This is a genomic window from Loktanella sp. R86503 (assembly GCF_042466455.1).
Lineage (GTDB): Bacteria > Pseudomonadota > Alphaproteobacteria > Rhodobacterales > Rhodobacteraceae > Loktanella.
Genome location: NZ_JAXHCI010000002.1, coordinates 1,999,797 through 2,013,934 on the forward strand (window position 1 = coordinate 1,999,797; position 14,138 = coordinate 2,013,934).

The 14,138-nt window shown below is 61.3% G+C and carries 15 protein-coding genes and 2 pseudogenes; 9 read left to right on the plus strand and 8 right to left on the minus strand.

The features are described from left to right. Window positions 1-239 precede the first annotated feature (239 nt). The 3 genes from purL to grxD all read left to right on the plus strand — a co-directional run bounded on the left by purL (window position 240) and on the right by grxD (window position 3,206). Entirely contained in the window at window positions 240-2,399 is a 2,160-nt protein-coding gene (gene purL, locus SJY10_RS10850; RefSeq protein ID WP_386682454.1) for a phosphoribosylformylglycinamidine synthase subunit PurL, read from the plus strand. A 131-nt stretch (window positions 2,400-2,530) separates the two neighbouring features. Beyond that, a complete protein-coding gene (locus tag SJY10_RS10855) occupies window positions 2,531-2,767 on the plus strand; it encodes a BolA/IbaG family iron-sulfur metabolism protein (RefSeq protein WP_386682456.1) in 237 nt (78 codons plus the stop codon). 79 nt (window positions 2,768-2,846) lie between these two features. Next, entirely contained in the window at window positions 2,847-3,206 is a 360-nt protein-coding gene (gene grxD / locus SJY10_RS10860; RefSeq protein ID WP_386682458.1) for a Grx4 family monothiol glutaredoxin, read from the plus strand. 89 nt (window positions 3,207-3,295) lie between these two features. Here the strand turns inward: grxD and SJY10_RS10865 are convergent, their stop codons facing one another. Further along, a complete protein-coding gene (locus SJY10_RS10865) occupies window positions 3,296-3,679 on the minus strand; it encodes a cell division protein ZapA (RefSeq protein WP_386682460.1) in 384 nt (127 codons plus the stop codon). Window positions 3,680-3,682: 3 nt separating this feature from the next. Then, window positions 3,683-4,159 (minus strand): hypothetical protein, encoded by a 477-nt coding sequence (locus SJY10_RS10870; RefSeq protein WP_386682462.1) that lies wholly within the window; start codon window positions 4,157-4,159, stop codon window positions 3,683-3,685. Window positions 4,160-4,336: 177 nt separating this feature from the next. Here SJY10_RS10870 and tkt point away from each other — a divergent pair, with 177 nt between their 5' ends. Then, a complete protein-coding gene (gene tkt, locus SJY10_RS10875; RefSeq protein ID WP_386682464.1) occupies window positions 4,337-6,352 on the plus strand; it encodes a transketolase in 2,016 nt (671 codons plus the stop codon). 174 nt (window positions 6,353-6,526) lie between these two features. On the opposite strand, the gene SJY10_RS10880 is transcribed toward tkt, so the two are convergent. The 3 genes from SJY10_RS10880 to SJY10_RS10890 are packed head-to-tail and all read right to left on the minus strand — an operon-like array spanning window position 6,527 to window position 8,615. Further along, window positions 6,527-7,291, minus strand: a complete 765-nt coding sequence (locus SJY10_RS10880; RefSeq protein ID WP_386682465.1) for a potassium channel family protein — start codon at window positions 7,289-7,291, stop codon at window positions 6,527-6,529. Then, on the minus strand, window positions 7,288-7,671 hold the full coding sequence (locus tag SJY10_RS10885; protein ID WP_386682467.1) for a DoxX family protein: 384 nt from the start codon (window positions 7,669-7,671) through the stop codon (window positions 7,288-7,290). The genes SJY10_RS10880 and SJY10_RS10885 overlap by 4 nt, the downstream gene beginning before the upstream one ends. Further along, the gene (locus SJY10_RS10890) at window positions 7,668-8,615 is read right to left on the minus strand and encodes a DUF808 domain-containing protein (protein WP_386682469.1); all 948 of its coding nucleotides are present in this window, start codon (window positions 8,613-8,615) and stop codon (window positions 7,668-7,670) included. The genes SJY10_RS10885 and SJY10_RS10890 overlap by 4 nt, the downstream gene beginning before the upstream one ends. Window positions 8,616-8,742: 127 nt before the next feature. Between SJY10_RS10890 and SJY10_RS10895 the strand changes: the two genes are divergently transcribed. The 3 genes from SJY10_RS10895 to SJY10_RS10905 all read left to right on the plus strand — a co-directional run bounded on the left by SJY10_RS10895 (window position 8,743) and on the right by SJY10_RS10905 (window position 10,344). Continuing rightward, window positions 8,743-8,886 carry a hypothetical protein gene (locus SJY10_RS10895; protein ID WP_386682471.1) on the plus strand — a complete coding sequence of 48 codons (144 nt, stop codon included), beginning with the start codon at window positions 8,743-8,745 and terminating at the stop codon, window positions 8,884-8,886. A gap of 74 nt (window positions 8,887-8,960) precedes the next feature. Continuing rightward, the gene (gap, locus tag SJY10_RS10900; RefSeq protein WP_386682473.1) at window positions 8,961-9,962 is read left to right on the plus strand and encodes a type I glyceraldehyde-3-phosphate dehydrogenase; all 1,002 of its coding nucleotides are present in this window, start codon (window positions 8,961-8,963) and stop codon (window positions 9,960-9,962) included. Between the two features lie 223 nt (window positions 9,963-10,185). Beyond that, entirely contained in the window at window positions 10,186-10,344 is a 159-nt protein-coding gene (locus tag SJY10_RS10905) for a hypothetical protein (protein ID WP_386682475.1), read from the plus strand. A gap of 66 nt (window positions 10,345-10,410) precedes the next feature. Here SJY10_RS10905 and coaD read toward each other — a convergent pair whose 3' ends face one another. After that, entirely contained in the window at window positions 10,411-10,908 is a 498-nt protein-coding gene (gene coaD / locus SJY10_RS10910; protein WP_386682477.1) for a pantetheine-phosphate adenylyltransferase, read from the minus strand. Between the two features lie 18 nt (window positions 10,909-10,926). On the opposite strand from coaD, the pseudogene SJY10_RS10915 reads away from it, so the two are divergent. After that, window positions 10,927-11,100: pseudogene (locus tag SJY10_RS10915) on the plus strand (hypothetical protein); the annotation flags it as partial. Here the strand turns inward: SJY10_RS10915 and SJY10_RS10920 are convergent. After that, a pseudogene (locus tag SJY10_RS10920) lies at window positions 11,062-11,427 on the minus strand (CBS domain-containing protein); the annotation flags it as partial. The pseudogenes SJY10_RS10915 and SJY10_RS10920 overlap by 39 nt on opposite strands. Before the next feature lie 36 nt (window positions 11,428-11,463). Then, complete coding sequence (locus tag SJY10_RS10925; protein WP_386682479.1) at window positions 11,464-12,360, minus strand: LysR family transcriptional regulator; 897 nt, start codon at window positions 12,358-12,360, stop codon at window positions 11,464-11,466. A gap of 97 nt (window positions 12,361-12,457) precedes the next feature. On the opposite strand from SJY10_RS10925, the gene SJY10_RS10930 reads away from it, so the two are divergent. Then, window positions 12,458-13,957, plus strand: coding sequence for a CoA-acylating methylmalonate-semialdehyde dehydrogenase (locus SJY10_RS10930; protein ID WP_386682481.1), 1,500 nt, complete (start codon window positions 12,458-12,460; stop codon window positions 13,955-13,957). Window positions 13,958-14,138 lie beyond the last annotated feature (181 nt).

Genomic DNA, 14,138 nt, shown 5'->3' on the forward strand with positions numbered 1-14,138 from the left:
GATTGCTTAATTTCGCGGCTCTATCTGACTGATTGAGGCGACGCGGCATTTTGTCCGTCACCTCACCTCCCTGTTGGACTTCGCCGGGCCATTGTGCCCGGCACTTTTTTGTCCGCAGCCCGTTGGCCGCCCCCCTTATTAGTCCCTGCACCCGGCCAGCACCGCCGCATGACGCGCAGGCCTTTCCCTTACGGCCGTCCTCGCCTAAAAGCAGCCCAACGCTATTGCCGGGGGACGCCATGCAAGATCCGATTATCACACCAGACCTGATTGCCGCACACGGGCTGAAGCCTGAAGAGTATGAAAGCATCCTGTCGATCATCGGACGCGCGCCGAACTTTACCGAACTGGGTATCTTTTCGGCGATGTGGAACGAACATTGTTCCTACAAGTCATCCAAGAAATGGTTGCGCACCCTGCCCACCACTGGCCCGCAGGTCATCTGCGGCCCCGGCGAAAACGCCGGCGTCGTCGATATCGGTGACGGTCAGGCCGTTGTCTTCAAGATGGAGAGCCACAACCACCCGTCCTACATCGAACCCTACCAGGGGGCGGCTACGGGCGTCGGCGGCATCCTTCGCGATGTCTTCACCATGGGCGCACGGCCCATCGCTGCGATGAATTCGCTGTCCTTTGGCCTGCCCAGCCACCCCAAGACCCGCCAGCTGGTCAACGGCGTCGTGGCGGGCGTCGGCGGTTACGGCAACGCCTTTGGCGTGCCCACAGTCGGCGGGGAAGTGCGCTTTGACGCCTCCTACAACGGCAACTGCCTCGTGAACGCTTTTGCCGCTGGCCTCGCGGATGCGGACAAGATTTTCTACTCTGCCGCCTCCGGTGTCGGCATGCCTGTCGTATACCTTGGCGCGAAAACCGGACGTGACGGCGTCGGCGGTGCCACGATGGCCTCGGCCGAATTCGACGACACCATCGAAGACAAGCGCCCCACCGTGCAGGTTGGCGATCCCTTCACCGAAAAGCGCCTGATGGAAGCCACGCTGGAGCTGATGGCCACAGGTGCTGTAATTTCCATTCAGGACATGGGTGCCGCCGGTCTGACCTGCTCTGCCGTGGAAATGGGCGACAAGGGCGGCCTTGGAATCCGCCTGAATCTGGAAGACGTCCCGCAGCGCGAACAGGCCATGACCGCCTATGAAATGATGCTGTCTGAAAGCCAGGAACGCATGCTGATGGTCCTCAAGCCAGAGCTGGAGGCGGAAGCCCGCGCCGTTTTCGTCAAATGGGACCTTGATTTCGCCATCGTGGGCGAAACCATCGCCGAAGACCGCTTCCTCATCATCCACAACGGAGAGGTGAAGGCCGACCTGCCTCTGTCCAAGCTCGCCTCATCCGCCCCCGAATATGACCGCCCGTGGGAACCGACGCCTGCGGCCGCCCCTGTCGGCGATATCCCCGCCATCGACCCCATCGCCGGCCTGCGTTCCCTGATCGGCAGCCCAAATTATGCTGCCAAATCGTGGGTCTATGAACAATACGACAGCCAGGTCATGGGCGACACCCTGCGTATCCCCGGTGCCGGCGCTGGCATTACCCGCATCCACGGCACGACCAAGGCGCTGGCCTTCACCTCTGACGTGACGCCGCGCTATGTCTTTGCCAACCCGATCGAAGGCGGCAAACAAGCCGTCGCCGAAGCCTATCGCAACCTGACCGCCGTCGGGGCAAAGCCATTGGCCACGACCGACAACATGAACTTCGGCAATCCCGAAAAGCCGCGCATCATGGGCCAGTTCGTCGGCGCGATCGATGGCATCGGTCAGGCAGTCAAGGCGCTCGACATGCCCATCGTCTCCGGCAACGTCTCGCTTTACAACGAAACCGACGGAACCGGCATCCTGCCCACGCCCACCATCGGCGCTGTCGGCCTGATTGCGGATATCGACCAGATCATTCGCGGCACACTGGCCGACGGCCACACCCTGCTGCTGCTGGGCCACACGCCAGGCCACATGGGCCAGACCGCGCTTCTGGCTGAACACCTCGGCCGCGCCGAAGGCGACGCTCCCCCCGTCGATCTGGCGGCAGAAGCGGCCCACGGTGACTTCATCCGCGCGAACATCGCCAATATCACCGCATGCACCGACCTCTCTGACGGCGGCCTTGCTTTGGCAGCGTTCGAATTGGCACAAACCGCCGGCGTCGGCGTCACGCTGGACACTGACGACACCGCCCAGCTCTTCGCCGAAGATCAGGCCCGCTATCTGATCGCCGCCACCTTTGATCAGGCAGAGGCGCTGTTGACCGCCGCCGCCCAGGCGGGCCTGCCCATCACAGTTGTCGGCAAAGCGGGCGGCGACAAACTGACCTTTGGCGCAAGCAGCACGCCGCTTGCCCCGCTTGTCGACCTCTACCGCAGCGCCTTTGCCGATGCCGTCGCCTGACCGCTTATTCATCTGGCCAGATAAACTCCCCCCGGAGGGGGCCCTACAAAGCCGCATCACCGCAGCAGGGGCCCCTTGCCCCTGCACCGCCACGTTCATAAGTTAAGCCAACCCGACCAAAGGACGCCCCCATGGCCATCACCGCCCACGAGATCGAGACCCTGCTGCGCGAAGGCTTCCCTGACGCCAAGATTACAGTGCAAGGCGACGATGGTGCCCATTTCGCAGCTGAGGTGATCGACGCCAGCTTTGCCGGCAAGAACCGTGTGCAGCAACAGCGCGCCGTCTATGCCGCGCTCAAGGGTAAAATGGACGGCTCTGCAGGCGAATTGCACGCCCTCGCCCTGACAACCCGCGCACCGGACTAACCCATCGCCGGCGTCCCGCTCTGAATTTTTGCCAAAAATTCGGCCACCGCGCCGGCCACCGCTTTTAAAGGATACCGCTATGACCGCTTCCGACCAGATCAAAGATACCGTCACCAACAACACTGTCGTTTTGTTCATGAAAGGCACCAAGACGATGCCGCAATGCGGGTTTTCGTCCCGCGTGGCAGGCGTGCTGAACTTTATGGGCGTCGAATATACCGATGTGAACGTGCTGGCCGATGACACGATCCGTCAGGGCATCAAGGATTATTCCGACTGGCCGACGATCCCCCAGCTTTACGTCAACGGCGAATTCGTCGGCGGCTGCGACATCATCACCGAAATGACCCTGTCCGGCGAGCTGGACACCCTGCTCAAGGAAAACAACATCGCCTTTGATCAGGCTGCCGCCGACAAGATCCGCGAAGCCAACGGCTAAATCCGGCCAGGCAGGTTAGCGCACAGCAAAAAGGCCCCCGCTAATGCAGCGGGGGCCTTTTTGCTGGCAGCAGGGTCTGCGGTTCACCCTTAAACCTCGGCTTGTTCCGCCTGTTCGGCCAGTGCCTCGGCGCGGGCGGCGATTTCGGCCATACCGTCATGCAGCTCTTGCGGGATCACGGGCACTTCGATGCGCGCGGCAGGGCGGGCAGCCGCCTCTGCGATATGGGCCCGCAGATTGGCCTGTTCGGCTTCCAGCGCGCGAACCTGATCTTCCAGGCCAGCCGTGCGGTCGGCCAGCATCAGACCCGCCATCAGCAACATGCGTCCTTCGGGCATCCGGCCGATCTGCGCCGACAGATGCGCAGCCTCGGTGTCCAGCATTTTGGCGGCAGTCATCAGGAACTGCTCTTCGCCTTCCTGACATGCGACCTCGAAGGACCGGCCACCGATGGTAATTTCGACTTGTGGCATGGTTTACGCCTCCTGCTGCAGCATCGGTTTCAGGTCCGACAGAATGGCCGCAACTTCTGCGGCCTCGGCGCTGCGCTGCGCGGTCAGGCCGTCGACTTCCGCTATCAGCGCGCGATTGATCAGTTCGGCCTCCGCCACACCGTCAGCGGCCGCGGCCCGCAGTTTGGCGCAGACATCGGTCAGATCCGCATTTGACCCGCGCAGTTGCTGCAGTTGCACATCCAGCGCCGCGATCTGCGCCGCCTGATCGCTGGCGCGCTTTTCTAGATCGGCAATCTGGCCGTCCTGACGTGCCTTCAGCTTGCCGACCCGCTCCTCTAGCTGGGTATTCGCGCGGCGCTCGTCTTCCAGCTGGGCGATCAGATCAGCCTTGCTTGGCCCCTCCTCTGCCACAAGCGCAGCCTTGGGCTTGGACAACTGCCAGGCAATCCGGTCCAGCGCGTCGGTGATCCGCGTTTCGAGTGCTTTGATATCATCCATGCGGCGTTCCTGTCCCGTCCTCGCGCAGCTTCGCGAATCGTCTGATTTCGCAAAGGTTAAGCGATCCGGCACGCCCCTACAAACGCCGCAGGGTCATTTCAGGGCCGCTTGATCTTAGGTTCTGCCCTGTTATGACACTCTCAACCGCGTCTTACGCCTTAGAACAGGACCTGCCCCATGGATCTTACAGCTCTGCGCACCGCCCACCCCGAGCATTGGATGAAAGCTGCGGCCATCCGCGCCCTGACGCTTGATGCGGTTGCTGCCGCGAACTCCGGCCACTCTGGCATGCCGATGGGCATGGCCGATGTGGCGACGGTGTTGTTCACGAACCACCTGAATTTCGACCCCGCTGCGCCCCATTGGGCCAACCGTGACCGGTTCATCCTGTCGGCCGGCCACGGGTCGATGCTGCTGTATGCGCTGCTGCACTTGACCGGCTACGAAGATTTTCCGCTGGAGCAGATCAAGAACTTCCGCCAGTGGGGCGCGCGCACCGCAGGCCATCCCGAATTCGGCCATGGCCGCGGCATCGAGGTTACGACCGGCCCGCTGGGTCAGGGCATTGCGAACTCTGTCGGCTTCGCCATCGCAGAGGAAATCCAGCGCGCGACCTGGGGCACGGCGATCGTGAACCACCACACCTATGTGATGGCCGGCGACGGCTGCCTGATGGAAGGCATCAGCCAAGAGGCGATCGGCCTGGCCGGCATGCAGGAACTGTCGCACCTGATCGTGTTCTTTGACGACAACGACATCACCATCGACGGCAAGGTGTCCATCGCCGACAAAACCAACCAGATGGAGCGTTTCGCCGCCTCTGGCTGGCATGTGCAGGCTATCGACGGTCACAACCCGGAAGAGATTGAGGCCGCTATCGTGGCCGCCAAGGCCGACAAGCGCCCGTCGATGATTGCCTGCAAGACCCATATCGCACTGGGTCACGCAGCGCAGGATACCTCCAAGGGTCATGGCGCGCTGACGGATGCGGACCAGATGAAGGCGGCCAAGGCGGCCTACGGCTGGACCGCTGGCGCGTTCGAAGTTCCCGCCGACATCAAGGCCCAGTGGGAAGCCACCGCCGAGCGCGGCAAGACGGCTCGCGCCGAATGGCAGGCCCGCGTCGAAAAGCTGTCGGCGGCCAAGCAGGCCGAATTCGCCCGCGCCCAGGGCGGCGAGGCGCCGAAGAAGCTGGCAGCCACCATCCGCGCTTTCAAAAAGCAGGCCAGCGAAGAGGCGAAATCCGTCGCGACCCGCAAGTCGAGCGAAAACGTATTGGCCGTGATCAACCCGATCATGCCCGAAACCATCGGCGGATCCGCTGACCTGACCGGTTCCAACAATACCAAGACCGCCGACATGGGCGTGTTCACCCCGGACAACCGCAAGGGCCGTTACATCCACTACGGCATCCGTGAACACGGCATGGCCGCTGCGATGAACGGCATGGCGCTGCACGGCGGCGCACGCGCCTATGGCGGCACGTTCATGTGCTTTACCGACTACGCCCGCGGCGCGATGCGCCTGTCCGCCCTGATGGGCGTGCCTGCGGTTTACGTCATGACCCATGATTCCATCGGCCTTGGCGAAGACGGCCCGACCCACCAGCCGGTGGAGCATCTGTCGATGCTGCGCGCGACGCCGAACACCCATGTGTTCCGCCCTGCGGACAGCGTCGAGACGGCCGAAGCCTGGGAGCTGGCCCTGACCGCCGATACGACCCCGTCTGTGCTGGCCCTGTCCCGCCAGAACCTGCCGACGGTTCGCAAGGTCCACACCAACAAGAACATGACCGCCCAAGGCGGCTATGTGCTGGCAGACGCCGAAGGCAAGCGTCAGGTCATCCTGATCGCCACCGGATCTGAAGTTGAGATCGCGCTGAAGGCCCGTGAGGCCCTGCAAGCCGAAGGCATCGGCACCCGCGTTGTGTCCATGCCCTGCATGGATATCTTCTTGGCGCAGGACGAAGCGACCCGCCGCAAGGTCCTGCCCGCCGGCCCCGTGCGCGTCGCGATCGAGGCCGGTGTGCGCCAGTCCTGGGACATGATCCTAATGGGCGAGCGCGGCAACGCCAAGAAGGCAGCCTTTGTTGGCATGGAGGGCTTTGGTGCCTCTGCCCCGGCAGAGGTGCTGTACGAAAAGTTCGGGATCACCGCTGAGAACGTGGTGGCGCAGGCGAAAAACCTGCTCTGATCTTATCGGAGCATGATGCGAGGGGGCGTGCTGCGGCGCGCCCTTTTGCGTTTCAGCGGCAAGTTCGGTTGAGGGGATCGACCCGGCCGCACCGGGCCGATCCGCGGGGGCGCTGCCCCCGCACCCCCGGGATATTTCAAACCAGAAGAAGGGAACCCTGGCGCAAGGTCTGGGTCAAATCGCGCCTTCGGTCTGGATATGGATGGTTTCACCGCAGTGTTTGCAGTGGACCGCATCGGCGTCGTGCAGGATCAGGCCGCAGGTCGGGCATTCCTGGCGCACTTTGGGCGGCCGGAAAAGGACCTGCAGCATTTGCAGGAACAGCGAGACCCCGATGATCATCACCGCAACGGCGAGCATCCGGCCCCATGTGGTGTCGAGCGTGATGTCACCAAAGCCTGTTGTCGTCAGCGTGGTGACAGTAAAATAAAAGGCGTCGGCATAGTTGTTGATCTGGTCATTGATATTGACCTGGCTGGCATAGATCAGGCCCGTCATGATGAATAAAAACACAATCAGATTGGTGACGGCGAGGATGATATCTTCGCGTTCGCGGAACCATTTGCTGTCGCGGCGCAGGCGGGACAATAGCTCGTAACTGCGCAGCAGGCGCAGGGTGCGCAACACCCGCAGGAAGGCCAGCGCCTGCCCTGTGACAACCGGGGCCAGAAAGCTGATGATCGCGGCCAAATCGGCCCATGTGGTCAGGCGCAGCATGGCGCGCAGGCGTTGGTTTTCGATCCAGCCGCGCGCCAAGAAATCGACAAGTATGATCGCACCGAATGTCAGGTCGAGGACGAGGACCAGTCTGTTTGGTTCAAAGAATGATGTGACGATGACGAAGATTACGGTTAGCAGATCGAACGCCACAAGCGCATAGCGAAATGTGACGGCCCGGTCCGAATGGCCGCTGTAAAGCTCTGCCAGCAAGGACTTCATGGGCGGTCCGCCCGTAGCGCCACAGTGCCCGATCCGGCAACAGCCAGGGCCAGGCAGCCGCCTGCTATGGCCCAGTTCTTGACGAAGATTGTCATTTGCCAGGCGTCCCCCGTCGCGGTGAAGACCTGCAGGTGAAATATGCTGGTCAGCGCGCAATAGGCCGCGGCTGACACTGCGACAGGCCGCACGCCGACCCCGATCCAAAGCGCCAGCCCCGCCGCTGCGTCATAGATCAATGCTGGCCAGATCAGTGCGAAAGGTAGGCCAAAATCGACCAGCATGCCGCCGGCATCCCCCGGAGAAAGCGTCTTTTGCACAGCGCCGCCGACCAGCAGGGCCCCGATCAGCAGACGCGCGCCAAGCAGGGCCAGGTTGGTCATGCGGGACGGACGGTGCGGTAGATCGGCGCGATGACGTAGTTGACCAGCGGGATGATCAGCAGGCCGAGGATAAAGCCCAGCACACCGTCACAGAAGGCTGTTGCGATCCATTGCACAGCGCCGGCGTAACCGGCAGGCACCAGTTGGCCCACAGCAACCGCCCAGCCGTGGATCAGATCCTCTGGCCCGTGAAAGCCCAGCTGGCCAAGCCCGTGCACGATAATCTGCCCGCCGACCCAAAGCATGGCCGCCGTGCCGACCCATGTCAGAACAAACAGGAATGTCGGCATCCAGTGCACGATCCCGCGCCCCAAGGCACGGGTGATGCCAAGGCGGCCGCTGCCCGCCATCAGCAGGCCCAGATCGTCAGCTTTGACGATGGCTGCGACTGCGCCGTAAACCGCGACGGTGATCGCGATGCCCACGACCGCAAGAACGACGCCCTGCATCCAGATGCTATCGACCGTGATGGCGGCAAGAGAGATCGTCATGATCTCTGCGCTGAGGATAAAGTCGGTTTTGATCGCGCCCTGAACCTTTGCCTCTTCCAGGTGGGCGGGATCCCCCGTTGCCTTGGAATGGGCATCATTATGAGAGAAGGCGTGGACAATTTTTTCCGCGCCTTCAAAGCACAGATAGGCCCCGCCAAGCATCAGCAAGGGCGGAATCGCCCAAGGGGCAAAGGCAGATAGCAGCATGGCGATCGGCAACAGGATCACGAGCTTGTTGAAAAACGACCCGCGGGCGATTTTCCACACAATGGGCAGTTCGCGCGCCGGGGCAAAGCCCTGCACGTATTTGGGGCTGACCGCAGCATCGTCGATCACGGCACCTGCGGCCTTGGACCCGGCCTTGGCGGCCTGTCCAATCACGTCGTCCACGCTGGCCGCAGCCACCTTTGCAATTGCTGCAACATCGTCCAGCAGGGCCAGCAAGCCGCTCATTGTGTCTTCCTTCTTTTGATCACGTCTTTGCGAACCTAGGCCAAGAGCGGCGCTTCGCAACCCTTTGGCTATCGCGGAATAGCGGTGATGGCTAGGCAGCGCGGCCAATCGCCATTACACAGCCCGCATGACAAATGCGATCGCCATTGGCCTTGTAATCTTTATCGCAGCCTTCTTTGCGCTGGATCATTTCGTGCTTCATCTGGACGCCCCCCTGTATCTGGCGCGCAAATTCTATGACATGCTCGAATGGCTGGCTTTCTGGCGATAACGCGCAGCCCTTGACCTTTGCGCGAAAATTGCAATGTTCGCGCCAACTTCAGTCACTTCATAAAGGACGACATCATGGCCGTTAAAGTCGCAATCAACGGATTTGGACGTATCGGGCGCAACGTGCTGCGCGCGATCATCGAATCCGGCCGCACCGATATCGAGGTCATCGCGATCAACGATCTGGGTCCGGTCGAAACCAATGCCCACCTGCTGCGCTTTGATTCGGTCCATGGCCGTTTTCCGGGCACTGTGACGACAACCGAAGACACCATCGACGCGGGCCGCGGGCCGATGCGCGTGACCGCGCTGCGCAACCCGGCCGACCTGCCTTGGGGCGACGTGGATGTCGTTCTGGAATGCACAGGCATCTTTACGTCCAAAGAAGCCTGCCAGGCGCATCTGGAAAACGGCGCAAAGCGCGTGCTGATTTCCGCCCCCGGCGCGAATGCTGACAAGACCATCGTTTACGGTGTGAACCACGACACGCTGACCACAGACGATCTGATCGTGTCTAACGCATCCTGCACCACCAACTGCCTGGCCCCTGTCGCCAAGGTGCTGAACGACACTGTCGGTATCACCAAAGGCTTCATGACCACGATCCACAGCTACACCGGCGACCAGCCGACGCTGGATACGATGCACAAGGACCTGTACCGCGCCCGCGCCGCAGCCCTGTCGATGATCCCGACCTCGACTGGCGCAGCCAAGGCTGTCGGCCTGGTTTTGCCGGAACTGAACGGCAAGCTGGACGGCGTTGCGATCCGCGTGCCGACACCCAACGTATCGGTCGTCGATCTGACCTTCGAAGCCAGCCGCGACACCACAGTCGAAGAAATCAACGATGCGATCCGCGCCGCTGCCGATGGTCCGATGAAAGGTGTTCTGGCCTATACGGACCTGCCGATGGTCAGCACCGACTTCAACCACGATCCAGCCTCGTCCACCTTCCACATGGACCAGACCAAGGTCATGGCGGGTAACATGGTCCGCATCCTGACCTGGTACGACAACGAATGGGGCTTCTCTAACCGGATGTCCGATACGGCTGTCGCCATGGGCAAGCTGATCTAAAAGGCACATCCCGCGATTAGGCAAAGGGCCGTCCGTTATGGGCGGCCCTTTTGCGTTGCGTATCGCCTTGCCCGCATAAGCTGCCCACAAACAAGGCAAATTCAGGGCGGTCGCATTGCATTTAACGCAAGGCGGGTCTTCCATCGTGTCAGTTGTGCTGCGATGCAGCATCTTTAAATAGATTAGCAGAAGAACACTGCATATCACATGAAAGGAACACGCCATGACCCTGATCAACACGATCCGCAAGACCATCGAAAAGCGTGCCGTCTATTCCCGCACCCTGCAGGAAATCAAATCGATGCCGCTGGATGTGGCGCTTGATCTGAATATCGACCGCGAAAATGCGGCACAAATCGCCCGTCAAGCAGTCTACGGCTGATCCCATGACCAATCGCGCCTGAGGGCGGCGACTGCAGATGCAGTTGCCGCCTTTTTCGTGTCCCGGTCAGCTTTGCGCGTATTTGCGGTGTAGTGCGGCGTCGACGGCGGGCGTGACGAATTTGGACACATCGCCGTTTAGCCGGGCGATTTCCTTGACCAGTTTGCTAGCGATAGCCTGATTTTTGGCATCGGCCATCAGAAAAACCGTCTCGACCGAGTTATCAAGCGACCGGTTCATGCCGACCATTTGAAATTCGTATTCAAAATCGGCCACGGCGCGCAGGCCGCGGATGATCACACCTGCGCCAACATCCTTGGCACAATGGATCAGCAGGTTTTCAAAGGGGTGCACGATGATTTCGGTGCCCAGCGGCGCACCGATGGGCACGACCTCTGACCGGACCATTTCGACCCGCTCGTTCAGGTCGAATAGCGGTCCCTTGTCGCGGTTGATCGCAACCCCGATGACCAGCTTATCGACCAGCGAACAGGCCCGCCGCACGATATCAATGTGCCCGTGGGTGACGGGATCGAATGTGCCGGGATACAGCCCAATACGCATGGTCGGCCTCGCAAGATTATGTCGCAACCGCAGCAGAACCGCATTTCACGGCAGGTTGCAAGGCCGACCCGGCGCAGCGCAGCGTCAGTGACCGGCAATCATGCCTTCCAAGGCGTTGTTTTCCATTGCAAGTTGCGACAGCCGCGCCTTGACCACATCGCCAATGGAAATCAGGCCGATCATTTCACCGTCCTTCATCACCGGCAAGTGGCGGAAACGGCCATTTGTCATCATTTCCAGAACCGCGTCGGACCGGTCGGCGGGCGTGCAGGTGATGATCTTGCTGGTCATCAGCGTATCGACCTGATCGTCCAGACACCCGGCACCGCCCTTGCCGATCTGGCGCACGATGTCCCGCTCTGACAGGATACCAAGCAGGGATTTGCCGTCTTTGCTGACGATCACGGTGCCGATCCGGTTGTCCGACATGATCTTGGCCGCATCAGAAACGCGATCCCCCGGCTTGACCCAAAACATCTCTCCCGAGGGTTTGGAGCTGAGAATCTGTTGTACAAGCATGGCTATCCTCCCGTTACAGCGCGTATCTCCAGCGTTTCAGACCGCAGGCGTGCCTGTCAATGATTCCAGACGCAGCACCTCTGCCCGCAAGCCTTCTGTCAGGGCGGCGGCGAAACGCTGTAGCCTGTCAGACCGGCGGTCAGCGGTGTGCCGCACCAGATAAAAGGATCGCGTCAGCGACAGATCATTCGCCAGGACGCGCCGCACCTCTGGGGCAAAGGCCAGCGCAAAGTCGTGGGCGATGCCGATGCCCGCCTTGGCCCGCAGCATTTGCAGCTGAACGCTGACCGAATTGCTGGCCAGCTGCACCCCGTTTGCAGCCAGCGGGCCAAGATAATCCAGCGCGGAGTCAAAGATCATATCGGGGATATAGCCGACAACGGCCCTGCCCTTTAGATCGGCCAGCCCCGCCGGCACGGCCAGATCGACGTGCTGCGCAAGGTGCAGTTTGTAATCGACAATTTTTTGCACGGTCAGGCGCCCTGCTTCGGGCGGGCTGACGGTGACAGCCATATCCGCCTCGCGCCGGGACAGGTTCACAACGCGGGGCAAGGCAAGGATTTGCACCTCAAGATCCGGGTTCGCGGCCTGGATCGCGGCACAGACCTGCGGCAGCAGATAGTTCGCGCAGCCGTCCGGCGCGCCGATACGGATCTGCCCCGCAAGCCCGCTACTGGGACTTTGCCCCAGATCCGTGGCGCGCAACAAAGCCGCCTCGGCCTGCGCCGCCTCCTCTGCCATGCGCGCACCAAGGTCGGTCAGGGCGTAACCTTGGGGAGATTTTACGAACAAGGCCGCGCCTACGGATGTTTCCAGCCGTGCGATACGGCGGCCCAGCGTGGCGGGGTCCATGCGCAGCGCCGGGGCTGCGCCGGACAGGCTTTGCGCCCGCGCAACAGCCAAAAAGACACGCATGTCGTCCCAGTTCTGCACCAATCATCCTTACATTTTTGCAAATCAACTTTGCCATCTTGGCCCTGTTCCCCGCAAAAACGCAAGACTATGGTCTGTCCAACAACAGGAGAATCCCATGCAAGACCTGACCCATTACATCAACGGTGCCCACGTTGCTGGCACCTCTGGCCGCTTTGCCGATGTCTACAACCCCGCCACTGGCGAAGTGCAGGCCCGCGTGCCGCTGGCCAACGCCGCCGAAATGGACCAAGCCGTTCAATTTGCCGCCGCGGCCCAGCCCAAGTGGGCCGCCGTCAATCCGCAGCGCCGCGCCCGCGTGATGATGAAATTCGTCGACCTGCTGCACCGCGACATGGACAAACTGGCCGAGGCGCTGTCGCGCGAGCACGGCAAGACCCTGCCCGACGCCGCCGGCGATGTGCAGCGCGGGCTGGAGGTTGTTGAATATTGCATCGGTGCCCCGCAGCTTCTGAAGGGTGAATTTACCGACGGCGCCGGCCCCGGCATCGACATGTATTCCATGCGGCAGGCGCTGGGTGTCTGCGCTGGCATCACGCCGTTCAACTTTCCCGCCATGATCCCGATGTGGATGTTCGCCCCGGCCATCGCCTGCGGCAACGCGTTCATCCTCAAACCGTCCGAGCGTGATCCGTCCGTTCCCCTGATGCTGGCCGAGCTAATGGAAGAGGCCGGCCTGCCCAAGGGCATCCTGCAAGTCGTCAACGGCGACAAAGAAGCTGTTGATGCGATTATCGACCACGATGTGATCCAGTCGATCGGCTTTGTCGGCTCGACCCCGATCGCCGAATATATCTATGGCCGCGGCTGTTCGCAGGGCAAGCGCGTGCAGTGCTTTGGCGGTGCCAAAAACCACATGATCATCATGCCCGATGCAGACATGGATCAGGCCGCAGACGCGCTGATCGGCGCAGGTTACGGCGCAGCAGGCGAGCGCTGCATGGCAATTTCCGTTGCCGTCCCCGTGGGCGAGGCAACTGCCGACAAGCTGATCGAAAAGCTCAAGCCCCGCATCGACGCGCTAAAGGTCGGCCCCTACACCGGCGGCAATGACGTGGACTACGGCCCCGTTGTCACCGCAGCCGCCAAGGCGAACATCCTCAAGCTGGTCGAATCCGGCGTGGCACAGGGTGCCGAACTGGTTGTCGATGGCCGTGACTTCAGCCTGCAAGGCTACGAAGACGGCTTTTTCGTCGGCCCGCACCTGTTTGACCGCGTCACTAAGGACATGGACATTTACCAAAAGGAAATCTTTGGACCCGTCCTGTCGGTTGTGCGTGCCGGCGACTATGAAGAGGCGCTGGGTCTGGCGATGGATCATGAAATGGGCAACGGCACCGCGATCTTTACCCGCGATGGCGACGCCGCCCGCGACTTTGCCAGCCGCGTCAACGTCGGCATGATCGGCATCAACGTGCCGATTCCCGTGCCACTGGCCTATCATACCTTTGGCGGGTGGAAAAAATCCGTCTTTGGCGACCTGAACCAGCACGGTCCGGACGCTTTTAAATTCTATACCCGCACCAAAACCGTCACATCCCGCTGGCCGTCGGGTATCAAGGACGGCGCTGCGCTGAACTTCAAACCGATGGACTAACCCACCGTTTATAAAACCAGATTAAAGGCGCATCCTGAAACGGATGCGCCTTTTTCACATTCAAGCGAAACGACAAACATTTCGTTAAAATTCATGAAACCATTTCGTGCGTTCTTCGTGGATATCTGCGCACGGCGGGCCTGAGCCCGCTTGATATCCGGCCAGATCCGGGCTGCCCCCA